The organism is Xenorhabdus lircayensis, assembly GCF_016306625.1.
Lineage (GTDB): Bacteria > Pseudomonadota > Gammaproteobacteria > Enterobacterales > Enterobacteriaceae > Xenorhabdus > Xenorhabdus lircayensis.
The window spans coordinates 35,371-60,050 of sequence record NZ_JACOII010000016.1; the positions used below are offsets into that span (position 1 = coordinate 35,371).

Consider the following 24,680-nt stretch of genomic DNA (forward strand, 5'->3'; position numbering starts at 1 on the left):
CTCCTGTAACGACATCTTGGTGAGATGAAAGTAGTAATATTTGACGCATTGGGGCGCTTTTGTTATCTAGCGTTATTCCAATGTCCATGCCATGCTTGAGAATACCATTTTATTACCTGCAATGCGCAGCCAGAATGAGGGCTTACCTTGTTTTTGCTGGTTTTTGTCTGCCCAAATCACTATAATCTTGCGCAACCTTTTTTCCGCAAAAACACTTTTCTGAAATATTCTTTAGTTTCCAGGACCAAATTTTATGAGTGAAAAATATGTTGTAACGTGGGATATGTTGCAAATCCATGCCCGTCAATTAGCGCAACGTTTGCTTCCCGTAGATCAATGGAAAGGCATTATTGCCGTTAGCCGTGGTGGTCTTGTCCCGGGGGCATTGCTGGCACGTGAGTTGGGAATTCGCCATGTCGACACAGTCTGTATTTCCAGCTATGATCATAATAATCAGCGCGAATTGAATGTATTGAAAAAAGCGGAAGGTGACAGTGACGGTGAAGGTTTTATCGTCGTTGATGATCTGGTTGATACCGGAGGCACTGCGCAGGCAATCCGTGAGATGTATCCGAAAGCCCATTTTGTAACGATTTTCGCAAAACCAGCTGGTCGTCCTCTTGTGGATGGTTATGTTGTTGATATTCCCCAAAACACATGGATTGAACAGCCATGGGATATGGGAGTCATATTTGTTCCACCTATTTGTGATAAGCAATAAGCTTTTTCTTTTGTCATGACTAAACAAAACCTTTCAGAATCGCTGTTTAAGCCTCGGTTTAAACAGCGGGAAACCTCTACATTGGTAAGATACATTCGCCCACAGTCTATAACTGCCAGTGATAGTATGCTTGGTGGGGAGCGCCGCGAGCGTTGGTACCGAATGATTAATTGGCTCGCTTGGATCTGGAGGGGGATAAATCCGCTGGAAATTCAAGATGTTCTCAGCCGGATTGCCGTGACAGATGCCGAGCGCAGTGCTGACAATTTGTTAGACACTGTGGTCGGCTATCGTAAAGGGAACTGGGCATTTGAGTGGTCTCAGCAGGCAATGCACTGGCAACAGGAAGCATTGCTTGCTGAAGAGACCGAGAAAGCCGGAGCATATTGGTTAAAGGCTGCAACGCGATACAGTATTGCGGCTTATCCTCATTTACGCGGTGACGAGCTGGCAGATCAGGCCATTGCACTGGCCAATAAAGCTTATGAAAATGCCGCGAATTTTTCTGACTATAAATTGAAAAAATTGGAATTTCAGTTGGAAGGGGGGAAAAGTGTTACTGGGTTACTGCATCTTCCTTCTCATGTTCAGGGGCCTTGTCCAACGATATTAGTCTGTGCCAGCCTGGATAATGTTCAGAGTGATTGTTGGCGGTTATTCCGCGAACATTTCTCTCCCCTCGGTTTTGCAATGCTAACGGTGGATATGCCTTCTGTTGGTTATTCTTCCAAATTTACATTGACGCAGGATACTTGCGCTCTTCATCAACAAGTTCTGCAACAACTGGACGGCATACCGTGGATTGATCATACCCGTATAGGTGTATTTGGTTTTCGTTTTGGTGCAAATATCGCTGTTCGCCTTGCCTATCTGGAACCAAAGCTTATTAAAGGTATATCGGTGATCGGGCCGATCGTTCATGAATTGCTGCATGATGAAAAACTACAGCAGAAAATCCCGTCAATGTATATCGATGTACTGGCTAGCCGTTTGGGTCTTTATCACGTTGATGAAGAGAGATTACGTTCAGAACTGAGTTGTTACTCGCTGAAAAACCAAGGCTTGCTGGGGCGCCGCTGTACTGTACCCATGCTTTCGGTGTATTGGGAAGACGATATTTTCAGCCCAAGGAAAGACTCTAAATTGATTGCCATGTCGTCAATGGATGGTTCATTAAAGGCTATTCCTGCTACATCAGTTTATAGTGGTTTCAATAAAGCATTACATCAAATAAGTGTATGGTTGAAAGATAAAGTATTATAAAATTAAATTTATTACTTGATATTTTTTAATCATTTGATACAAAGGTGTTCTGTATATAAGGAGGCCTTTGTATGACTTTACCCGCAAGTTATTCTATAAATAAGTTGTTAAAGAGTTTTTCTGCATTAGGACCGTATGTACGTGAATTAAAATGCCAAAATGGTTATTTTTTCTTTGATTGTTTAGCGGTTTGCGTCAGTGCAAAAGTGGCGCCAGAAAAACGCGAATTCTGGGGATGGTGGCTAGAATTAGAAGTACAGGAACAGGGCTTTGTTTATAACTATCAGATAGGTTTATTTGATAAAAATGGTGAATGGCGCGCTATGAGTATCAAGAAAAAGGCTGACCGTGAGCATCTTGAATCAACCTTGCAGACATTTCACAAACGTTTGGCCGATTCTTTTGATACTCTCAAATTGACGTTGACTCCATCTGAAAATACTATCGCCCTTCAGACTCAAGTTATGGCATGAGTTTGCTTTAAACCTGCTTTTTTTAAATCTTGCGTTATGTCAGTTGGCATAACGCTTCTCTCCTGTTAAAACTAAATACTATTTTTTTAACTGATGGTTTTCTTAAACGTATTGTTTTTTTAAATTAATTGTAATGGCAGAAATATGATGAATGGCAGCCAAACATTGGTTGTGAAACTGGGGACGAGTGTATTGACCGGTGGCTCTCGTCGTTTGAATCGTGCCCACATTGTGGAATTGGTTCGCCAGTGTGCTCAACAGCATAAAAAGGGACACCGCATCATTATTGTGACTTCTGGTGCGATTGCGGCTGGGCGTGAGCATTTAGGGTATCCCGACCTTCCTGCTACGATTGCTTCAAAACAGTTGCTGGCAGCCGTCGGACAAAGCCGCCTGATTCAATTATGGGAGCAGCTTTTCTCGATTTATGGTATCCATGTCGGGCAAATGTTGCTGACCCGTGCAGATTTGGAAGATCGTGAACGTTTCTTGAATGCAAGGGATACACTTCAGGCGTTGCTCGATAACCACATTGTTCCCATTATTAATGAAAATGATGCTGTTGCGACAGCAGAGATAAAAGTGGGTGACAATGATAACCTTTCTGCGTTAGCTGCTATTTTGGGCAGTGCAGATAAATTATTGCTCCTGACAGATATCGAAGGACTTTATACTGCTGATCCCCGTAATAATCCTGATGCTAAATTGATCTCTGAAGTGCATGACATCAGCGATGAAATAAAAATGATGGCAGGGGACAGTGTTTCAGGTTTGGGTACAGGAGGTATGGCGACAAAACTTCAGGCTGCGGGTATCGCGGGGCGTGCAGGAATTGATGTTATTATCGCTGCTGGTAATAAGCCGGACGTTATTGCCGATGTCATTGAAGGAAAATCGGTTGGCACGCGTTTTCATGGCTTGGCTAGTCCAATGGAAAATCGCAAGCGCTGGATCTTTGGTGCTCCTCCAGCTGGGGAAATCATTGTCGATCATGGTGCAGAAGCGGCCATTCTTGAAAAAGGCAGCTCGTTGTTGCCAAAAGGGATCAAAAACGTTAAAGGTGATTTTTCCCGTGGTGAAGTCATCCGCATCCGTAGCTTATCTGGCAAGGATTTGGCTCATGGTGTTTGTCGTTACAATAGCGATGCCTTACGTCTGATTGCAGGCCATCATTCACAGCAAATCAGCCAGATACTGGGTTATGAATATGGCGCCGTTGCGGTTCACCGTGACGATTTGATCGTAAATTAATTGATCGTAAATTAATCGTGAGTTAAGGATTCCACCATGCTAGAGCAGATGGGAAAAGCGGCCAAAGCAGCATCATGGCAGTTGGCGCAATTGAGTACCAGCCAGAAAAATCAGGCGTTGAATCACATTGCTGATTTGTTGGAAACAGAAATTGAAGTGATCCTTGCTGCTAATCAGCAAGATATGGATCAGGCTTGTGAACAGGGGATGAGTGAAGCACTGCTTGATCGGTTATTGCTGACTCCTGAGCGGTTGAATGCCATAGCTAATGATGTGCGTCAGGTCTGCCGTTTGGCTGATCCTGTTGGGCAAGTCATGGATGGGCAACTATTGGATAATGGTTTGCAATTGAGTCGCCGCCGGGTCCCTCTGGGAGTTATTGGCGTGATTTATGAAGCCCGCCCCAATGTCACTATTGATGTGGCGTCGCTGTGCCTGAAAACCGGGAATGCGGTAATACTGCGCGGTGGTAAAGAGACTCACCATACCAATCAGGCTATGGTTAAAGTCATTCAGCAGGCACTGGAGCAAAGCGGTTTATCTGCCTCTGCGGTTCAGGCTATCAATAAGCCCGATCGCGAATTGGTGGCTGAACTGCTGAAAATGGATCGCTATGTTGATATGTTGATCCCTCGAGGTGGCGCAGGGTTACATAAGTTGTGCCGTGAACAATCTACTATTCCGGTGATTACCGGGGGTATTGGTGTTTGTCACACGTTTGTAGATGAACATATCAATGTTGAAAAAGCATTGGAAGTCATCACTAATGCGAAAGTTCAGCGTCCAAGTGCCTGTAATTCACTGGAAACCTTGTTAGTACATGAGAAAATTGCAGCTGATTTCCTGCCAGTCTTGAGTACCAGAATGAAAGAACAGGGGGTAACACTGCATGCAAGCTCATCAGCGATGGTATTACTGAAAGATGGCCCAGCAACAGTCGTCGAAGTAGCAGAAGAAGATTACTGTGATGAATGGCTATCACTGGATATGAGTGTAGATATTGTCAGAGATATCGATCAAGCTATTGATCATATCCGCACTTATGGCACTGCCCATTCTGATGCGATCCTAACGGAGTCTTTGCAGCAGGCTGATTATTTTGTGCGTCATGTGGATTCTGCCGCCGTATATGTGAATGCAAGCACTCGTTTTACTGATGGTGGTCAGTTTGGTTTAGGGGCTGAAGTGGCTGTCAGTACTCAGAAATTACACTCCAGAGGCCCAATGGGACTTGATGCATTGACAACGTATAAATGGGTTGGTTATGGCAATTATTTGCCCCGCCGCTAATAATATTCCGTTTTAATTAGAATTCGTTGAATTATGTCGAGTCACACTTAAAATTAAGTGTGACTTTTTGTTCAATGAAAAATATTTTTTTACACAGGTGTAAATATTTAGTTACTATACTTTATGTTTAATCTTATTTTATATATCCTTCAGGAAGACAGCGAAATGAAACAAACTCTATTTATCGTAGGCGCACGAGGTGCAGGGAAGACGACAATAGGTAAGTTGTTGGCTGAAACATTATCGTACAAATTTGTTGACACTGATGAAAGTATTCAAATCTCCAGTGAAATGACTATTGCTGATCTTGTTGAACAACATGGTTGGGAATATTTCAGGAAATTGGAAAGCAAAATGCTGAGAACGGTTAGCCAGCATGAACGCGTTATTTCCACTGGCGGGGGAATGGTTCTGTCTCCGGAAAATCGTCATTATATGCAACAGAATGGTATTGTGATTTATTTACAGGCATCCGCAGAAGTTCTAATCAAGCGGCTATCTCTCAATCCAGAAAACTCACAGCGCCCCAGCCTGACAGGAAAGTCCATCATAGAAGAAATTGAAGGGATATTGGTTGAAAGGGAACCATTATACCGTGGGTGTGCTGATTTCATTGTTGATGCTAGCTTTGCAACAGAAGATATCGTTTCTAGTGTTAAATCTTACATTTTAAACCAGTAAAATAAAATAATTTGATATATTAAGGTATTTTGAGTTTATTTCTTATCTAACGGGGGAAATCTTATATATCAGAGTGCTTATACAACTTATAGTATCATTCTACTTACTCACTTTAATTTTATTTAATTATATTTGAGATATGGATATGCTCTTAAAATTTATTCGGTTACTTGTTCGTGTACTCTTTAGGGTCACAGTAGAAGGTGATGATAAGCAGCTCAAACACCCTAAATGCATTATTACACCCAATCATATTTCGTTTCTGGATGGTCTCCTAATTGGATTATTCTTGCCGGTAAAGCCTGTATTCGCTATCTATTCTAGTATTGCGACTCGCGGTTTTCTCAAATTCATTAAGTCTTATGCGGATGTTGTACCTCTAGACCCAACCAACCCGATGGCAGTCAGGACGCTGGTTAAAGAAGTGGACAAAGGGCGTCCGATCGTGATTTTCCCAGAAGGGCGGATCACCATGACTGGCTCTCTCATGAAAATCTATGATGGTGCTGCATTTATCGCAGCAAAATCAGGTGCAAAGGTGGTTCCAATCCGTATTGATGGTGCGGAACAGACTATTTTTGGACGATTGAAAGGAATTATGAAACTGCATTGGTTCCCGAAAATCACCATCAAAATTTTACCCGCCGTCGATCTGCCAATGCCGGATGCCCCTAACTCAACGACACGTCGTCGTTTAGCAGGGGAGCATCTCCATGCCATCATGATGGATGTGAGAATGCAGACACGTCCAAAAGAAACATTGTTTAGCGCCTACCTTACTGCGAAAAAGCGCTTTGGCCGTTTCAAACCTTGCATTGAGGATGTGAACTTCAAGGAAGACAGCTATCATTCATTGCTGAAAAAAATATTAGGCGTGAGCCGGATTTTAGAACGTTTTACGAAAGAAGGTGAACGGATTGGTTTGCTGTTGCCGAATGCGACCGTGATGGTTGCTGCCGTATATGGCGCTTCGTTGAAAGGTCGTGTGCCTGCTCTGCTGAACTATACGGCAGGAAGCAGTGGAATTAAGAATGCCATGCGGGCTGCGACAATCAAAACTATTGTGACATCTCGCCAATTTCTGGAGAAAGGGCAATTAACCCACTTGCCAGAACAGGTGACAGAGGCCAATTGGGTATATCTTGAGGATTTGAAAGACACGATTACTCGGGAAGATAAGTTTTGGATACTGTGGCATTTGGTTTTCCCTTCCAAAGCTATCATGACTTCGCAAAAGCCGGATGATGATGCTCTGATCCTGTTTACGTCAGGTTCAGAAGGTGCGCCGAAGGGAGTTGTTCACAGCCATACCAGCTTATTGGCGAATGTTGAGCAGATAAAAACGATTGCTGATTTTACCCCGCAGGATCGCTTTATGTCCTCCTTGCCACTGTTTCATGCCTTTGGCCTGACAGTTGGTTTATTCACTCCGTTAATGACAGGCAGTCGTGTATTCCTCTATCCAAGCCCACTGCACTATCGTGTTGTGCCTGAGCTAGTATATGATCGCAACTGTACCGTTTTGTTCGGAACTTCGACTTTCTTGGGCAATTATGCCAGTTTTGCACATCCTTATGATTTTGCCCGCCTGCGTTATGTTGTGGCTGGTGCAGAAAAGCTGTCAGAAAACACTAAACGCGTTTGGCAGGATAAATTTGGTATCCGCATTCTGGAAGGCTATGGAGTGACAGAGTGTGCACCTGTTGTGGCTATCAACGTACCAATGGCAGCAAAAATAGGAACGGTTGGGCGGATTTTACCGGGTATGGAAGCTCGTTTGCTGCCTGTGCAGGGCATTGAAGAAGGAGGCCGTTTACAGTTACGTGGGCCGAATATCATGAAAGGCTATCTGCGTGTCGAAGCACCTGATCGTCTGGAGCCCCCATCAGCAGAAGATGCAGAAGGGAATAACCAAATCGGCTGGTATGATACCGGAGATATCGTCTCTATTGATGAAGAGGGTTTCTGTGCGATCAAAGGGCGTGTAAAGCGTTTTGCCAAATTGGCGGGGGAAATGGTTTCTCTCGAAGCCGTAGAGCAAATAGCATCACGTGTTTCTACTGACGCACTGCATGCAGCAACAGCCAAGAGCGATCACAGTAAAGGCGAAGCGCTGGTACTGTTCACGACCGATGCTAATCTGAGTAGAAATACAATGCTGGGAGTAGCCCGTGAAATGGGAATGCCTGAGCTGGCGGTTCCTCGTGATATTCGTTATGTGAAGCAATTACCTTTGCTTGGCAGTGGCAAACCGGATTTTGTCACACTAAGAAAAATGGCCGAACAGGAGTAAGAAAATGAATAGCACTGTGGAGACACAACCTCTGTTAAATCGGGGAATGAAGGCAGTATTGCTATCGCAATTTCTCACTGCTTTTGCTGACAATGCGCTGTTTTTTGCCATTTTAGCTCAATTGAAGGCTGAGGTTTACCCTGGATGGAGTCTGCCAGCCCTGCAAATTGTTTTCGTACTGACCTATATTGTACTTGCCCCCTTTGTGGGGCAAATTGCTGATCGGTTTTCAAAAGGGCGCGTCATGCTCTTTTCTAATGGCGTCAAATTGCTTGGAGCCATCAGTATCTGCATCGATATGAACCCGTTTTTGGGGTACACCTTGGTGGGAATTGGTGCAGCTGCCTATTCTCCTGCTAAATATGGCATTCTGGGAGAATTGACTGATGGTGGGAGTTTGGTAAAAGCTAATGGTATAATGGAAGCATCGACCATTGCTGCTATCCTGATTGGTTCAGTTGTTGGCGGCTTCCTTTCTGACGTCAGCCTGATACTGGCATTAGGGCTTTGTGCCTCGTTGTATGGTGTGGCAATTATGGTCAATTTCTATATTCCTCGTTTGGCTGCTGCACGTCAGGAAAAAGGTTGGAATCCCAAAAAGATGATGGTGGATTTCATGGCGGTTTGTGCCTCACTTTGGCGTAATCAGGAAACACGATTTTCACTGGTAGGCACCAGCCTATTTTGGGGTGCAGGTATCACATTGCGCTTCCTGCTGGTCGCTTGGGTTCCTATCGTGCTGGGGATTGAGGGAAATACGACACCTACATTAATGAATGCAGTCGTCGCGATTGGTATCATTGTTGGAGCAGGTCTGGCTGCACGGTTTATTACCTTGAAGACGGTTCGCCGTTGTATGCCTGCGGGCATCTTAATTGGCATCATGGTTATTCTTTTTGCCACTCAGCAATCGATATGGCTTTCCTATTTAATTTTGGTTGTCCTCGGGGTATTTGGTGGACTTTTTGTTGTTCCATTAAATGCGCTATTACAAGAGCATGGAAAACATACGATGGGTGCCGGTAAAGCTGTTGCGGTGCAAAACCTTGGCGAGAACAGTGCCATGTTGGTGATGTTGGGGCTGTACCTTATTTCCATAATGCTGGGCGCATCGGCAGTTGCTGTCGGCATTGGTTTTGGTATTTTGCTCTCTCTGGCAATTGGGGGGCTATGGATTTGGGATCTGCTTCGGAAAAATTAATTTCTTATAGAATTGAAGGCTTGTTATGGATGAAAAAATCCTGAATCAGCTTAGTATTGAACTGGGAAAGAGATTAAAACAGAAAAAATTATCCGTGACCTGTGCAGAATCCTGCACAGGGGGCTGGATTGCCAAAATGATCACAGATATTGTGGGAAGTTCGGCCTATTTTAATCGCGGTTTCGTGACATACAGTAATGATGCTAAACATGAAATGCTGGGTGTCTCGCTGGCGTCGTTGGCGCAGTTTGGTGCGGTAAGCGAACAGGTTGTAAAAGAGATGGCAGCAGGAGCATTAAAAGTCGCCAAAGCGAATTTTGCTGTTGCTGTTAGTGGCATTGCTGGGCCAGATGGTGGTAGTGAGGAAAAACCAATTGGCACTGTTTGGTTCGGGTTTGCCTTTCATGTTGATGGAAGCATACAGACTGTGACATACCGCCAATATTTTGCGGGTGATCGCAATGCCGTGCGTCTACAGGCCGTCATTTTTTCTTTAAAAACACTATTGGAAGAAATCATAAAAAATTAGCTTGATGCTGTATGATTATACAGTATAATTAATTCCAGCATTTTGGTATCAGAAACAGTTTATCAGCAGTGGGGCAGCCCCTTCATTGCTTGCGAAGGAGTAAACATGGCTAACGATGAAAATAAACAAAAAGCACTAGCAGCAGCGCTGGGCCAAATTGAGAAACAATTTGGTAAAGGTTCCATTATGCGTTTGGGTGAAAACCGCTCAATGGATGTTGAAACCATCTCTACCGGTTCCCTGTCACTGGATATTGCATTGGGTGCAGGTGGCTTGCCAATGGGGCGTATCGTTGAAATATACGGGCCTGAATCTTCTGGTAAAACAACGCTGACATTGCAAGTGATTGCTGCTGCCCAGCGCGAAGGCAGAACTTGTGCTTTTATTGATGCCGAACATGCCCTTGATCCGGTTTATGCCAAAAAACTGGGTGTAGATATTGATAATCTGTTGTGTTCTCAGCCTGATACAGGCGAGCAAGCGCTGGAAATATGTGATGCCTTATCACGTTCTGGTGCTGTTGACGTTATTATCGTTGACTCCGTTGCTGCACTAACACCAAAAGCAGAAATTGAAGGTGAAATCGGCGATTCTCATATGGGGCTGGCAGCGCGTATGATGAGTCAGGCCATGCGTAAGCTGGCGGGTAACTTGAAAAACTCGAATACCCTGCTGATCTTCATCAACCAGATCCGTATGAAAATTGGTGTGATGTTTGGTAACCCTGAAACCACGACAGGCGGTAATGCACTGAAATTCTACGCATCTGTACGTTTGGATATTCGCCGTACTGGCTCGGTGAAAAATGGCGATGAAGTTGTTGGTAGCGAAACTCGAGTGAAAGTAGTCAAGAACAAAGTCGCAGCACCGTTTAAACAGGCTGAATTCCAAATTCTTTATGGTGAAGGTATTAACACTTTTGGTGAATTGGTCGATTTGGGTGTTAAACACAAAATGGTGGAAAAAGCCGGTGCATGGTATAGCTACAACGGTGATAAAATTGGGCAAGGTAAAGCTAATGCCACTATTTATCTGAAAGAACATCCAGAAACTGCAGCCGAGTTAGATAAGAAACTTCGCGATTTGCTGTTGCATAATACCGGAGACTTCAAGAGCGCAGCTTCCGACTATGTAGCTGATTATGAAGACAACGGTGAAGAAGTGAATAACGAAGAGTTCTAATTACTTTTCATTCTCACTCCTCACTCTGCTGTAATACACAGAAACATAAAAACCACATCCATATTGGGTGTGGTTTTTGCTTTTATGGGGGAATAAACATGCTTGAAACATGTGTATCGAAACTGGCTTAACGAACAGACTTTCAGAAAATGCCTAGACGAATTACAATGCTGAAAAGCGAATGGATTTATATGGGATTTTACTTCTTATGGAAGACATTCTATCTTAGCCCTATTTTAATTTATTCGTGAGTTGAAATGGTGATGCGATATGCCATTCAACCATTCATAAATCTGTTTTTTCAGCTTGATTTCGGGACAATTATGAGCAAAAGCACCGCTGAGATCCGTCAAGCGTTTCTTGACTTTTTTCATACTAAAGGGCACCAGATAGTACCAAGCAGTTCGTTGGTACCAACCAATGATCCAACATTGTTGTTCACTAACGCAGGGATGAACCAGTTCAAAGATGTCTTTCTAGGATTGGATAAAAAGCCTTATTCTAGAGCAACAACGGCTCAGCGCTGCGTTCGGGCTGGTGGTAAGCATAACGATTTAGAAAATGTGGGTTATACAGCCCGTCATCACACTTTTTTTGAAATGTTGGGTAACTTCAGTTTTGGCGATTATTTTAAACAAGATGCAATCAAATACGCATGGGAGCTATTGACCGGCGAAGAGTGGTTTAATCTGCCAAAAGAAAAACTGTGGGTTACTGTCTATGAGACAGATGATGAAGCCTATGATATCTGGCATAAAGAAGTCGGCGTTCCAACAGAAAGAATTATTCGTATTGGTGATAACAAAGGTGCTCCTTATGCGTCAGATAACTTCTGGCAAATGGGTGATACCGGTCCTTGTGGCCCTTGTACGGAGATTTTCTACGACCACGGTGAGCACATTTGGGGAGGGACTCCAGGCAGCCCAGAAGAAGACGGTGACAGATATATTGAAATTTGGAACATCGTTTTTATGCAATTCAACCGCCATGCTGATGGCACTATGGAGCCACTGCCAAAACCTTCTGTTGATACTGGCATGGGGCTGGAACGTATTACCGCAGTATTGCAGCACGTCAACTCCAACTACGAGATTGACTTATTCCAAAATTTGATTGCTTCGGTTGCTGAAGTGACAGGGGCAGCTGATCTCACCAATAAATCTCTGCGTGTTGTTGCAGACCACATCCGTGCATGTGCATTCTTGATTTGTGATGGCGTCATTCCATCTAATGAAAACCGTGGATACGTACTTCGCCGTATCATTCGCCGTGCCGTTCGTCATGGCAACATGCTGGGCGCGAAAGAGGCTTTCTTCTATAAACTGGTTGCTCCATTGATTGAAGTCATGGGCTCTGCCGGTGAAGAGTTGAAACAGCAGCAGTCTTTGGTTGAGCAGGTATTGAAAACTGAAGAAGAGCAGTTTGCCCGTACTCTGGAACGTGGTTTGCTGTTGCTGGATGAGGAACTGACTAAATTATCTGGTGATACCCTCGACGGTGAAACAGCCTTCCGTTTGTATGACACCTATGGCTTCCCGGTTGACCTGACTGCGGATGTTTGCCGTGAACGCAATATCAAAGTCGATGAAGTCAGTTTTGATGTGGCGATGGAAAACCAGCGTCGCCGTGCCCGTGAATCCAGTGGTTTTGGTACAGATTACAATGAATTGATCAAAGTTGACGGACGTAGTGATTTTTGTGGCTATGAACATCATTCACAGCAGGCTACTGTTACCGCTATCTTCCGGAATGCCGAAGCTGTTGAGCAAATTCACGCTGGTGAAGAAGCAATCGTTATACTTGATAAAACCGCTTTCTATGCTGAATCCGGTGGACAAGTTGGTGATACAGGTAAATTGTCGAGTGGCGATGGTGTGTTTGAAGTCATTGATACACAAAAATATGCTCAGGCAATTGGTCATATTGGTAAATTGACAAGTGGTAGTTTGAGTATTAATCATACAGTCAATGCTGAAATTGATGTGGTACGCAGAGATGCTATCCGTTTGAATCACTCTGCGACTCATTTGTTACATGCGGCATTACGTCAAACTCTGGGAGATCACGTTGCCCAGAAAGGTTCTTTGGTAAGTGACAAGTATCTGCGTTTTGATTTTTCTCACTTTGAGGCGATGAAGCCAGAACAGATCCGTCAGGTAGAAAGTTTTGTGAATGCAGAAATTCGCAAAAACTCACCAGTTGTTACAGAATTGATGGAGCTGGAAGAAGCAAAAGCTAAAGGTGCCATGGCACTGTTTGGCGAGAAGTATGATAAAAAAGTGCGTGTATTGAGCATGGGTGGCTTTTCTACCGAACTATGTGGTGGTACGCATGCGAGTCGTACTGGTGATATTGGGTTGTTCCGTATATCCAGTGAGTCAGGCACAGCAGCAGGCATTCGCCGTATCGAAGCTATTACGGGGCAAACTGCGCTGAATTCTATCTATCAGCAGACCGATCTATTGCAAGATATTGCTCATCTGGTGAAAAGTGATATCAGTAGTCTGAATGAGAAAGTGAAAACGACACTGGATAGAACGAAACAGTTGGAAAAAGAGTTGCAACAGTTAAAATCTCAGCAGGCAGCTCAGGAAAGCTCCTCTTTGGCGAATCAGGCTAAAGAAATCCAAGGTGTTCGTTTACTGGTTACTCAATTAGGTGATATTGAACCGAAAATGCTCAGAACGATGGTTGATGATCTGAAAAATCAATTGGGATCAGCAATTATTGTGCTTTCTACAGTGACTGGTGATAAAGTCAGCCTAATTGTTGGTATAACGAAGGATTTGACTGCTAGAATAAAAGCAGGCGATTTAATCTCTTTTGTTGCCCAGCAAGTTGGAGGTAAAGGAGGAGGACGTCCTGATCTGGCTCAGGCTGGTGGGACGGATGTAGTAGCTCTTCCTTCCGCATTGGCTAGTGTAGAAGAGTGGGTAATATTGCGGTTATAGTTGGTATTGCCGTGACAGCAATGGCATCATGAAAACATTTTTTTATGGTGCCGAATGTTTTTTGTTGTGAAATTGTTGAAATGTTGGGCACATACTTATATTTTAGCTATCCTATAGATATAGGAAATGTGTTCAAAACTGCTTATACTTTAAGTAGATATCATTGCTTTACGTTTTCACGGTGTTTGATGGATAATAGCGGGGAAACCTAGAGACCCGACTCTTTTAAATTTTCAAGGAGCAAAGAATGCTTATTCTGACTCGTCGAGTTGGTGAAACACTCATGATAGGCGATGAGGTAACAGTCACAGTACTGGGAGTTAAAGGCAACCAAGTTCGCATTGGTGTAAATGCGCCCAAGGAAGTTTCTGTTCACCGTGAAGAAATTTATCAACGGATTCAGGCAGAGAAGTCTCAACCTACAACTTTTTAATTCCAGAATGGCGTCCATGCTTTTTTTAAGACTTGGGCGCTACTCTACTTCACGTTTTGTCCTGTTTTGTAAGCTTAGTTGGTTTTACCCTTTCTTTTTACTCTAATTCTATTCTCTCACGTCTTTTTATTTTCTATCTGTTGAAAAAGCATCGTTCATAAGGCCATAGCGATGAATAATCATTTTTATAAATTTTATCTGTGCTTAGATGATTTCACTGTTGATAAAACAGCCCTTTAGTTGTTAAACCAATCATTTTGAGTGCTAAGTGTTCAAGTGAAAAAAAGTTGCGAAAAATTGTTTGACTTATCAGGCAGGGAAAGTAATATGTGCGCCATCGCAGCGACGAAGAGCCTAAAGAAAAGCTTCTGGGTAAGAATCAGAAGTGAAGCTTAGAAGGATATGAAGTGAAAAATTCTAAGTCGTAAGTTTTAAAGCGTAAGGTGAGGTGGCCGAGAGGCTGAAGGCGCTCCCCTGCTAAGGGAGTATGTGGTTAAGAGCTGCATCGAGGGTTCGAATCCCTCCCTCACCGCCATTTAAATAATGCATCCATAGCTCAGCTGGATAGAGTACTCGGCTACGAACCGAGCGGTCGGAGGTTCGAATCCTCCTGGATGCACCATTTTAAGCACCGGGAATTTTAGGTGTATTAATTCTGTAAATTTAGGCAATTAGCAGCGCCTGAACAGAAGTAGTAAACTGACAACGCATCCATAGCTCAGCTGGATAGAGTACTCGGCTACGAACCGAGCGGTCGGAGGTTCGAATCCTCCTGGATGCACCATATTCAACATTGTGATTTCATCATGATGTTTAAATTCTGGGGATAAGACAATTAGATGGCGTCTGACCAGAAATAGAAAACTAATAATGCATCCATAGCTCAGCTGGATAGAGTACTCGGCTACGAACCGAGCGGTCGGAGGTTCGAATCCTCCTGGATGCACCATTTTAAACCCCTACCCTAACAAGGTAGGGGTTTTTCGTTTTATTCCCTTTTAACCATAATATTTACTTTACCATTGACTGGTCGTAAATTGACCATTGGTATGTCATCCCTCCTATCTAATCAGCGACAACTTGCCTTGTTTCATATAAAGTAAACTCTTAGTAATAATCTTTTAAAACTCCACGGGAGGTCAAATTGATCCCGGACGTATCAAAAGCATTGTCATGGTTAGAGGCAAATCCTACTGTGTTAGATGGTATTTGTCGCGGCATTGAACGTGAAACATTGCGTGTTACTCCAGAAGGTCATTTAGCTAAGACTAAGCATCCAGAATCACTTGGTGCTTCTTTAACGCATAAATGGATTACAACTGATTTTGCTGAATCTCTATTGGAGTTTATTACCCCTGTTGATAGCAACATAGACAGAACCATGGATTTCCTTAAAGATTTACATCGTTATACCGCCCGGAATCTGGACAATGAAAAAATGTGGCCTTTGAGCATGCCATGTTTTATTGACGGGGAGGAAAACATCACTCTGGCGCAATATGGTACGTCTAATGTGGGACGCTTTAAGACCTTGTATCGTGAGGGATTAAAGAACCGTTACGGCGCACTGATGCAGACGATTTCAGGTGTACATTATAATTTTTCTTTGCCAATCAGTTTTTGGCAGGCGCGGTTAGGTGTTAAAGATGCAGAAACTGGAAAAGAACAGATTTCAGATGGCTATCTTCGCCTGATCCGCAATTATTACCGTTTTGGTTGGGTGATCCCTTATTTATTTGGTGCATCACCAGCGATTTGTTCCTCATTCTTAGGTGGGCGAAATACAGCATTATCCTTCGAAGAAACTGAAAAAGGAACTTGTTACTTGCCTTATGCGACTTCGTTGAGGATGAGTGACTTAGGGTACACCAACAAGTCTCAAAGTGATCTGAATATCACTTTTAATAATCTCCATACGTATGTAGAAGGGCTTAAGAAAGCGATTCATAAACCGTCTGTAGATTTTGCGGCGATTGGCATCAAAAAAGAGGATAAGTACCTACAACTCAATACTAATGTTTTGCAAATTGAAAACGAGTTGTATGCACCGATACGTCCCAAACGCGTAACTAAAGAGGGTGAATCGCCTTCGGATGCGTTGTTGAGAGGTGGTGTAGAGTACATTGAAGTCCGTTCTTTGGATATTAATCCTTTCTCTCCTATTGGCGTTGATGAGACTCAGATTCGTTTTCTTGACCTATTCTTGATATGGTGTGCTTTGGCTGACGCCCCTGAAATGGGAAGTGAGGAGCTTGAATGCTGTCGTCAAAACTGGAATAAAGTCATTTTGGAAGGGCGCAAACCAGAGCTGAATATTGGCATTGGCTATGGCATTGAGCAACAACCCCTTAAAATCGTGGGTCAGGAACTATTCATGGACTTAGAGCGGGTTGCTGAAGTCTTGGATTCCTGTTCAGGAACTCAGTATCAGTCAGTGTGCAAAGAATTGGTTACTATGTTCGAAGATCCATCATTAACGTTTTCAGCGCGTGTACTGGGTAAGATGAAAGCTCAGGGGATAGTTGGTTTTGGATTGGAACTGGCAAATAAGTACTATCAGGAATTGATTGAAGAACCTTACTCAATCTTGAATGATGAAAGTCTTTCTGTTGAACGTGATGCTTCTGTATCACTGCAATGCAGTCTTGAGCAGCAAGATAGCATGAATTTTGAAGATTATCTAAAAATTCATGCTGGGTATTAAAAAAAGAAAATGGCCACCAGTGGTGGCCGAATAAAATATCTTAGAGAATAAGGATGATAACAATTTGCGCGTCTTCATACCTTATGACCCACCGCAAATGAAAAGGTTTCATCTATCTGAAAAAATTTTCGTAAAAAATCTGATGCCTTAGGAGGTAGGATTATGCCTTTATTGGATAGCTTTACAGTTGACCATACTCGCATGGCTGCGCCTGCTGTTAGAGTTGCTAAGACGATGAAAACGCCTCATGGTGATACCATCACAGTATTTGATTTACGTTTTTGCGTTCCCAATCAAGAAGTGATGCCAGAAAAGGGTATTCACACACTTGAGCATCTGTTTGCAGGTTTTATGCGTAATCATTTGAACGGTGATGGTATTGAAATTATCGATATCTCTCCGATGGGATGCCGTACTGGTTTTTATATGAGCTTGATTGGTGCACCAGCAGAGCTGATAGTGGCTGAAGCTTGGAAAGCTGCAATGTCAGATGTACTGAAAGTTCAAGATCAGACTCAGATCCCAGAACTGAACATTTATCAGTGTGGTACTTATGAAATGCACTCACTAAAAGAAGCTCAAGATATTGCTCGTCATATTATTGATGCAGATGTTCGTGTTAATCAGAATGATGAATTGGCACTGCCTGAAGAAAAACTTGTTGAACTTCAAGTGTAGCCTGTTTGTTAGGCGGAGATCGTATAAACGATATGATGTCTTGGCAGTCATTTTGTTCTGGCCGTAAATTTCTTGTCAAACGGCGATCAGGCCTACCTTATATTGACAGGATTAGGGTTAGCTTGTTTTTTGCTAACCCTACTATTTATTTCCGAAAAATAAATTCCCAAAAAATAAAATTAATCACTGGATTTTATTTTTTGCTTTGTTTTTTGGGCTATTGGCGTTACACGGACCTGCTTGATAACATTATCGTGTACCGAAAGAACCTCAAAATTATATTCATTAATCTGGACTTGAACGTTCAATTCAGGAATTTCACCTAATTCTTCCAGAATCATTCCATTCATTGTTCTTGGACCATCTTCAGGCAGTGCCCAATCGAAAGCTTTATTTAACTCACGGATATTGGCGGTACCATCAACCAGAACGGTGCCATCGCTTTGAGGAAGAGCTTCTTCTGCCAGAGTAGGGGACATGGATGTGGTAAAATCGCCGACAATTTCTTCCAAAATATCTTCGACAGTCACGAGACCTTGAATATCCCCATATTCGTCAACGATCAAACCCACTTTCTGCTTGTTGCGCTGGAAGTTAATAAGTTGGATATTTAGTGGAGTACTGACAGGAATAAAGTAGATTTTATCTGCTGCTTTGATCAAATTTCTTTTTGTGAACTCTTTTTTTTCCATCATCAACCGATAGGCTTCACGTACTCGTAGCATACCAATTGCATCATCAAGGGAGTCTCGATAAAGCACAATTCGTCCATGTGGAGAATGTGTCAATTGCCTGATAACAGATTTCCAATCATTGTTGATGTCAATGCCGACAATCTCATTACGAGGCACCATGATGTCGCCAACGGTAACTTTCTCAAGATCCAATATTGAGATCAGCATGTCTTGATTGCGACGCGATAGATTGGTGTTTGACTCATTTACGATTGTACGCAGTTCGTCTTTACTTACTGCATCATTGCGGATGTTAGAGGTTTTGATGCCCAGACAGCGCATAAACAGTAAACTGATTCTATTAAATGCCCAAACAAGTGGCAGCATGATTTTTTCTAGTGGGCGTAGCAGGAAACTACTTGGAAAAGCCACCCTTTCTGGGTGAAGCGCTGCAATGGTTTTTGGCATCACTTCAGAGAAAATAAGAATCACGAAAGTGAGTATGCCCGTTGCAATAGCAACACCGACATCACCATAAAGGCGCATGCCTACGATAGTAGCAAGAGAAGACGCCAGAATATTGACGAGATTATTGCCAATAAGGATAAGGCTGATGAGTCTGTCTGGGTGACGCAGCAGAGACTCTACTCTCCGTGCGGGATTACTCCCTTGTTTAGCCAAATGGCGTAAGCGATAACGGTTGATTGTCATCATGCTAGTTTCTGAGGCCGAGAAATAGGCAGAAACGATAACCATGACAACAAGAATTATAATCAATGTGCCTGTTGAGACTTGCTCCAAAACAGAATTCCTTCCTAATGTTTATACAAACTGGCTACGGTGTCCTTTGAACCCTTAATAAATCATAATTTCCTGTAACAGCCTGCTACCGAAAAAAGCGAGTGTCAGAATAAACGCGCCAATCAGATTGAACCAAATAACGCGCTTGCCACGCCACCCTTCATGATAGTGCCCCCAAAGCAAAATAACGTAGACAAACCATGCAATGATAGATAAAACGGACTTATGAATATTTTCTTTACTGAAAACATCCTCCATATACATGATGCCTGAGCATAGCGTCAATGTTAGTAAAATTACACCGACTTGGGTAATGTGAAACATTTTACGCTCAATTGTCATCAATGGAGGCATGCCAGAGGTAAAGGAGAGTTTTTTCTTTTTAAGCTGGTAATCCAACCAGCCAAGTTGCAATGCATAAAGCGCTGCAATGAGTAAGGTGGAATAGCCAAGTAATGCTAGCCCAATATGAATGAATAATTCGATACTATCTTCAAGATGCGTAATGAATTCTCCTGGCATCATGCTGACCAGTATCAAATTTATCATGGCAAAGCTATAAACAATCGGTAGTAGAAACCATGCACGCCCGCGGAAAGCCACGACCGTCATGATGATGCACATGAGCAAACTGACGATTGAACCTAAATTCAATAAAGTAAGGTTTTGACCACTGCTGACATGAAATACTTGATATTTTAATGCAATCGCATGATTGACTAACGCCACAATTGCGAAAAAAAGGGCCAATTTTTGATAGCTGTTTTGTTGGCGTAGTAAACCTGGAACGACGAGCGTCAGGCTAATGAGATAAGCAAGTAAAGCAATAGTTGAAAATACCAGCATAACGTTTATCGTTTTCGCAATAGTGTTATGCCCTTCATCTTTCAAGCTATAGCTTGAAAGATGAAGGGCATGGATTGAATTTAAAATTTAAGTATACCGCTAGCAGGGGGTAGCCTCCAACCGTTGTTAATCATACTTGGGAATCTCTTTGCAGAGATCACATGATCATCGTGTTATAATTCGCAAAATTTGCCTTACAGGTAGACCCACTTGTAGATATCTGAGCTGAGACAATGTTTGATAATTTAACTGACAGACTATCGCGCACACTGCGCAATATCAGCGGCCGCGGGCGGCTGACTGAAGATAATATTAAAGATACGCTACGCGAAGTTCGTATGGCTTTGCTCGAAGCGGATGTTGCATTACCTGTCGTGCGTGATTTTATTTCACGAGTCAAAGAGAGCGCAGTGGGGTATGAGGTTAACAAAAGTCTGACTCCTGGGCAGGAATTCGTCAAAATCGTTCAGAATGAATTGGTTAAAGCGATGGGAGAGGTTAACAGTGAACTGAACCTTTCCGCACAGCCTCCTGCTGTTGTTCTGATGGCCGGTTTGCAAGGTGCAGGTAAAACAACCAGTGTTGCCAAATTAGGTAAACTGCTGAAAGAAAAAAACAAGAAAAAAGTATTGGTCGTTTCTGCTGACGTTTATCGACCAGCGGCGATCAAACAGCTTGAAACCCTGTCTGAAACTGTCGGAGTTGATTTTTTCCCTTCAGATCCACAGGAAAAGCCGGTTGATATTGTCAACAAGGCTATCCAGCATGCTAAGTTGAAATTCTATGATGTGCTATTAGTCGATACCGCAGGTCGTTTGCATGTCGATGAAGCCATGATGGATGAAATTAAAGCGGTTCATGCAGCTATCAAGCCTGTCGAAACTCTGTTTGTTGTTGATGCGATGACAGGTCAAGATGCGGCAAATACAGCAAAAGCATTTAATGAAGCATTGCCATTGACAGGTGTTGTCCTGACTAAAGTGGATGGTGATGCTCGTGGTGGTGCGGCGCTTTCCATCCGGCATATTACGGGTAAGCCAATCAAATTCCTTGGTGTTGGCGAAAAAACAGATGCATTGGAACCTTTTCATCCAGATCGCATTGCATCTCGTATTCTGGGCATGGGAGACATGCTTTCACTGATCGAAGAGATTGAAAGCAAGGTTGATCGTACCCAGGCGGAAAAACTGGCGTCGAAACTGAAAAAAGGTGATGGTTTTGATCTAAGCGATTTCCTCGATCAGCTCAAACAAATGCGTAACATGGGTGGCATGACCAGCATGTTGAGTAAAATGCCGGGAATGTCGCAGATTCCTGATGCTGTCAAATCTCAAATGGATGACAAGATTCTGGTTAAAATGGAATCCATCATTAATTCCATGACCCGTAAAGAGCGTGAAAAACCAGAAATCATCAAAGGCTCCCGTAAGCGTCGTATTGCGATGGGATCGGGTACACAGGTGCAAGATGTCAACCGATTACTGAAACAGTTTGATGAAATGCAGCGTATGATGAAAAAAATGAAGAAAGGTGGTTTGGCGAAAATGATGAAAGGCATGAAAGGCATGCTGCCACCGGGATTTATGGGGCGATAATCAACAAAGTCGCGAAAGAAAATGTTCTTTGGATTGCTTTTTGCGCCAAAGTGAGTAAAATTTTCGGGCTTTTAAATGGACAGCCGGACTCCGTTCCTCGATGGAGTCTGGTTGTTTTGCTAACTAATGAGGATGTTATGGTAACAATTCGTTTAGCTCGTGGCGGCGCAAAAAAGCGTCCGTTCTACCAAGTAGTCGTGACCGATAGCCGCAATGCGCGTGATGGTCGCTTTATTGAGCGTGTTGGTTTCTTCAACCCAATCGCTTCAGGAAATGCAGAAGCTCTGCGTTTAGATCTGGACCGTATCGAACATTGGGTTGGTCTGGGTGCATCTGTGTCTGATCGTGTTGCTGCACTGATCAAAGACGCTAAAAAAGTAGCTTAATCTGTCACGGTGGTAACAATGAGCAAACAATCTGGCCTGGCGCACCCTGTTGAGCAGATCGTATTGGGAAAATTGGGTTCAGCGTATGGCATTCGTGGTTGGCTCAGAGTTTTTTCTTCCACCGAACACACCGAAGACATTTTTGAATATCAACCGTGGTTTATTCAACGTTCAGGCCAGTGGCAACACGTTGAGCTGGATGCGTGGAAATACCACAACCAAGATATTATCGTCAAAATCAAAGATATTGATGATCGGGATGCTGCGAATTTATTTACTAACTATGAAATAGTGGTGGATTCTAGCCAATTGCCGGAGCTGGGAGCAGGTGATTATTACTGGAAAGATCTTATTGGCTGCCGAGTAATTAACACCGCAGGTTACAACCTTGGAGCCATACATGACATGATGGAAACGGGTTCTAACGATGTGATGGTAATAAAAGCAAATCTGAAAGATGCATTCGGTGTCAAGGAGCGGTTGGTTCCGTTTCTTGATGGGCAGGTTATCAAGAAAGTCGATCTCGCTACCAAAACGATTGAGGTAGATTGGGATCCTGGTTTTTAATCTCCGGTAAATACGGTTTAAATGAGTGGGACGCAGTATGTGGATTGGGGTTATTAGCCTGTTTCCTGAAATGTTCCGCGCAATAACCGATTACGGGGTAACTGGTCGGGCAGTAAAGAATGGCCTGTTGAGTATCGAATGCTGGAGTCCGCGGGATTTTACCTACGACCGGCATCGTACTGTTGATGATCGCCCTTATGGCGGTGGTCCAGGCATGCTGATGATGGTGCAACCATTACGGGAAGCCATCCATGCAGCTAAAGCTTCGGCGGGTGTTGGTGCAAAGGTGATTTATCTTTCACCTCAGGGGCGCAAACTCGATCAACAGGGAGTTTGTGAACTGGCAGCGAATGAGAAATTAATTCTGGTTTGCGGTCGTTATGAAGGTATTGATGAGCGAGTCATCCAAACCGAAATTGACGAAGAATGGTCTATCGGTGATTACGTTCTTAGCGGGGGAGAGCTTCCTGCAATGACAATGATTGACTCGATCTCTCGGTTTATTCCGGGGGTTTTGGGGCATCAAGCGTCGGCAGAAGAAGACTCATTCGCTGATGGATTGTTGGATTGTCCGCACTATACTCGTCCTGAAGTGTTAGATGGCATGGAAGTTCCCCCAGTTTTGCTGTCAGGAAATCATGCTGAAATTAATCGCTGGCGAATGAAACAATCGCTTGGCCGAACTTGGTTAAGAAGGCCCGAACTTCTAGAAAGCCTAGCTCTGACTGACGAGCAAAGGATGTTGCTGTCTGAATTCCAACGTGAATATCAAGATTAGGCAACGAATTAATCCAGACAGGTCCTGTGAAGGAATGTCTTTGATATATCAGTTTACCTAGGGTAAGAGAGTTATTATGAGCAACATTATTAAACAACTTGAACAAGAGCAGATGAAGCAAGACGTACCTTCGTTCCGTCCGGGTGACACCTTGGAAGTTAAGGTATGGGTCGTTGAAGGTTCTAAAAAGCGTCTGCAGACATTCGAGGGCGTGGTTATTGCGATTCGTAACCGCGGTCTGCACTCTGCATTCACTGTTCGTAAGATTTCTAACGGCGAAGGCGTTGAGCGTGTATTCCAGACTCACTCCCCAGTCGTAGACAGTATCAACATTAAACGTCGTGGTGCTGTTCGCAGAGCTAAACTGTACTACCTGCGTGAGCGTTCTGGTAAGGCGGCTCGTATTAAAGAGCGTCTGAACGCAAAATAATACGCTTTCGCTACATCCGAAAGTTATCGTTTAAGGCCAGCAAATGCTGGCCTTTTTTACAATATAATGACTTGATTAAAAAGGGATTTTTTAATGCTTCATCCACATTATATCCACTTTATAACTGAAACCTTTAGCAGAAGCCCTTCGATTTTCGAGGGGCTTTCTCATTTATCAAGGTTAAACTATCAGATAGGATATTCGGGAGTTCAAAATTTAAACATATCTAAACCATGACAACATAAGAGAATAGTAATGGAAGATTTTTTGTTTTTAGTAGCGATTATATCTTTTCTAGCATTCATCATTGGGTTGGCGAAACCCAAAGCAGTATTAATGTCGAACAGGAAAGTATCCTCCTTAGTCTATCTAGTAGTATTCTTAGCCTCCATCATAACGGCTGCTGAACTATTTTCCCCAAAACAAAACACGCCTCAACAATCCACTGCCTCGACAGAACCCACAGACGAAGAGTCACACAGTGATAATGATAAAGATGAGTAGCCTCCATGTACTGGCGATAAAAGAATTTATCCGTCTATTGCTGCCGCAATTGAAGACTTTGGATATTACTATCCAGAAAATAATTCCTTTGAGTTGATTAGAGAAACTCCACTAAAAATAAGGCTATCTCCTTCTGCTTATAATGAAGATCTACCCGATGTAAAAGAAAATCTGGTTAAGCGTGCGATTGTCTACGGTATATACAGAACCTTCATTAACAGCAACAATGATAAAGTGACCGTAGTTTCTTATCTTGTAGATTCTAATGACAGTAAAAAATTAAAAGGCTCGCCTGAATATACCGTTACCTTAATGAAAGAACAGGCATTAAAAAGGGTCATGTATTAAATGGTTAGATCTTGGTGTTGAAAATAATGTTCACGTTCAATAAAAGTTCCTATCACTTTATCGTGCATTTCCGCCGACTTTGAATAACCGAGGGTTTTTCT

General features: G+C 43.1%; 23 protein-coding genes and 4 tRNA genes. 23 read left to right on the forward strand and 4 right to left on the reverse strand.

Going from position 1 to position 24,680, the window contains the following annotated elements; translation table 11 throughout:
* Positions 1-72: 72 nt before the first annotated feature.
* Positions 73-195: a hypothetical protein gene (locus tag H8A87_RS20165; protein WP_269749509.1), complete on the reverse strand. Its 123-nt coding sequence runs from the start codon at positions 193-195 to the stop codon at positions 73-75.
* 58 nt (positions 196-253) lie between these two features.
* On the opposite strand from H8A87_RS20165, the gene gpt reads away from it, so the two are divergent.
* From gpt to luxS, 18 genes are all read left to right on the forward strand, one after another.
* Positions 254-721, forward strand: a complete 468-nt coding sequence (gene gpt / locus H8A87_RS02340) for a xanthine phosphoribosyltransferase (RefSeq protein WP_198688404.1) — start codon at positions 254-256, stop codon at positions 719-721.
* A 15-nt stretch (positions 722-736) separates the two neighbouring features.
* Positions 737-1,984, forward strand: coding sequence for an esterase FrsA (gene frsA / locus H8A87_RS02345; RefSeq protein WP_198688405.1), 1,248 nt, complete (start codon positions 737-739; stop codon positions 1,982-1,984).
* 71 nt (positions 1,985-2,055) lie between these two features.
* Positions 2,056-2,457, forward strand: a complete 402-nt coding sequence (gene crl / locus H8A87_RS02350; RefSeq protein WP_198688406.1) for a sigma factor-binding protein Crl — start codon at positions 2,056-2,058, stop codon at positions 2,455-2,457.
* A 147-nt stretch (positions 2,458-2,604) separates the two neighbouring features.
* Complete coding sequence (gene proB, locus H8A87_RS02355; RefSeq protein ID WP_198688425.1) at positions 2,605-3,708, forward strand: glutamate 5-kinase; 1,104 nt, start codon at positions 2,605-2,607, stop codon at positions 3,706-3,708.
* 36 nt (positions 3,709-3,744) lie between these two features.
* Complete coding sequence (gene proA / locus H8A87_RS02360) at positions 3,745-4,998, forward strand: glutamate-5-semialdehyde dehydrogenase (RefSeq protein ID WP_198688407.1); 1,254 nt, start codon at positions 3,745-3,747, stop codon at positions 4,996-4,998.
* A gap of 165 nt (positions 4,999-5,163) precedes the next feature.
* The gene (aroL, locus tag H8A87_RS02365; RefSeq protein ID WP_198688408.1) at positions 5,164-5,679 is read left to right on the forward strand and encodes a shikimate kinase AroL; all 516 of its coding nucleotides are present in this window, start codon (positions 5,164-5,166) and stop codon (positions 5,677-5,679) included.
* A gap of 145 nt (positions 5,680-5,824) precedes the next feature.
* Entirely contained in the window at positions 5,825-7,972 is a 2,148-nt protein-coding gene (gene aas, locus H8A87_RS02370) for a bifunctional acyl-ACP--phospholipid O-acyltransferase/long-chain-fatty-acid--ACP ligase (RefSeq protein ID WP_198688409.1), read from the forward strand.
* 4 nt (positions 7,973-7,976) lie between these two features.
* On the forward strand, positions 7,977-9,173 hold the full coding sequence (gene lplT / locus H8A87_RS02375; protein WP_198688410.1) for a lysophospholipid transporter LplT: 1,197 nt from the start codon (positions 7,977-7,979) through the stop codon (positions 9,171-9,173).
* Between the two features lie 25 nt (positions 9,174-9,198).
* On the forward strand, positions 9,199-9,702 hold the full coding sequence (gene pncC, locus H8A87_RS02380; RefSeq protein WP_198688411.1) for a nicotinamide-nucleotide amidase: 504 nt from the start codon (positions 9,199-9,201) through the stop codon (positions 9,700-9,702).
* Between the two features lie 105 nt (positions 9,703-9,807).
* Positions 9,808-10,884 (forward strand): recombinase RecA, encoded by a 1,077-nt coding sequence (gene recA, locus H8A87_RS02385; protein WP_198688412.1) that lies wholly within the window; start codon positions 9,808-9,810, stop codon positions 10,882-10,884.
* Between the two features lie 323 nt (positions 10,885-11,207).
* Positions 11,208-13,835 carry an alanine--tRNA ligase gene (gene alaS, locus H8A87_RS02390; protein WP_198688413.1) on the forward strand — a complete coding sequence of 876 codons (2,628 nt, stop codon included), beginning with the start codon at positions 11,208-11,210 and terminating at the stop codon, positions 13,833-13,835.
* Positions 13,836-14,082: 247 nt separating this feature from the next.
* On the forward strand, positions 14,083-14,268 hold the full coding sequence (gene csrA, locus H8A87_RS02395; RefSeq protein ID WP_010845367.1) for a carbon storage regulator CsrA: 186 nt from the start codon (positions 14,083-14,085) through the stop codon (positions 14,266-14,268).
* A 442-nt stretch (positions 14,269-14,710) separates the two neighbouring features.
* Positions 14,711-14,803 (forward strand) — tRNA-Ser (locus H8A87_RS02400).
* 10 nt (positions 14,804-14,813) lie between these two features.
* A tRNA-Arg gene (locus tag H8A87_RS02405) sits at positions 14,814-14,890 on the forward strand.
* 85 nt (positions 14,891-14,975) lie between these two features.
* Positions 14,976-15,052 (forward strand) — tRNA-Arg (locus tag H8A87_RS02410).
* Between the two features lie 88 nt (positions 15,053-15,140).
* A tRNA-Arg gene (locus H8A87_RS02415) sits at positions 15,141-15,217 on the forward strand.
* Between the two features lie 195 nt (positions 15,218-15,412).
* A complete protein-coding gene (gshA, locus tag H8A87_RS02420) occupies positions 15,413-16,972 on the forward strand; it encodes a glutamate--cysteine ligase (RefSeq protein WP_198688414.1) in 1,560 nt (519 codons plus the stop codon).
* 162 nt (positions 16,973-17,134) lie between these two features.
* The gene (luxS, locus tag H8A87_RS02425) at positions 17,135-17,650 is read left to right on the forward strand and encodes an S-ribosylhomocysteine lyase (protein WP_198688415.1); all 516 of its coding nucleotides are present in this window, start codon (positions 17,135-17,137) and stop codon (positions 17,648-17,650) included.
* 179 nt (positions 17,651-17,829) lie between these two features.
* On the opposite strand, the gene H8A87_RS02430 is transcribed toward luxS, so the two are convergent.
* Both H8A87_RS02430 and H8A87_RS02435 read right to left on the reverse strand, forming a co-directional pair.
* Positions 17,830-19,125, reverse strand: coding sequence for an HlyC/CorC family transporter (locus tag H8A87_RS02430; protein WP_198688416.1), 1,296 nt, complete (start codon positions 19,123-19,125; stop codon positions 17,830-17,832).
* A gap of 54 nt (positions 19,126-19,179) precedes the next feature.
* Positions 19,180-19,971, reverse strand: coding sequence for a cytochrome C assembly family protein (locus H8A87_RS02435; RefSeq protein WP_198688417.1), 792 nt, complete (start codon positions 19,969-19,971; stop codon positions 19,180-19,182).
* Positions 19,972-20,204: 233 nt separating this feature from the next.
* Here H8A87_RS02435 and ffh point away from each other — a divergent pair, with 233 nt between their 5' ends.
* The 5 genes from ffh to rplS all read left to right on the forward strand — a co-directional run bounded on the left by ffh (position 20,205) and on the right by rplS (position 23,727).
* Positions 20,205-21,566, forward strand: a complete 1,362-nt coding sequence (ffh, locus tag H8A87_RS02440; protein ID WP_198688418.1) for a signal recognition particle protein — start codon at positions 20,205-20,207, stop codon at positions 21,564-21,566.
* 137 nt (positions 21,567-21,703) lie between these two features.
* Positions 21,704-21,952, forward strand: a complete 249-nt coding sequence (gene rpsP / locus H8A87_RS02445) for a 30S ribosomal protein S16 (RefSeq protein WP_198688419.1) — start codon at positions 21,704-21,706, stop codon at positions 21,950-21,952.
* Positions 21,953-21,970: 18 nt separating this feature from the next.
* Complete coding sequence (gene rimM / locus H8A87_RS02450; RefSeq protein ID WP_198688420.1) at positions 21,971-22,519, forward strand: ribosome maturation factor RimM; 549 nt, start codon at positions 21,971-21,973, stop codon at positions 22,517-22,519.
* 37 nt (positions 22,520-22,556) lie between these two features.
* Positions 22,557-23,297, forward strand: a complete 741-nt coding sequence (gene trmD / locus H8A87_RS02455; protein WP_198688421.1) for a tRNA (guanosine(37)-N1)-methyltransferase TrmD — start codon at positions 22,557-22,559, stop codon at positions 23,295-23,297.
* A gap of 76 nt (positions 23,298-23,373) precedes the next feature.
* A complete protein-coding gene (gene rplS, locus H8A87_RS02460) occupies positions 23,374-23,727 on the forward strand; it encodes a 50S ribosomal protein L19 (RefSeq protein ID WP_198688422.1) in 354 nt (117 codons plus the stop codon).
* 848 nt (positions 23,728-24,575) lie between these two features.
* On the opposite strand, the gene H8A87_RS02465 is transcribed toward rplS, so the two are convergent.
* On the reverse strand, positions 24,576-24,680 hold a 105-nt coding region (locus H8A87_RS02465), incomplete at its 5' end, for an IS1 family transposase (RefSeq protein WP_232370036.1).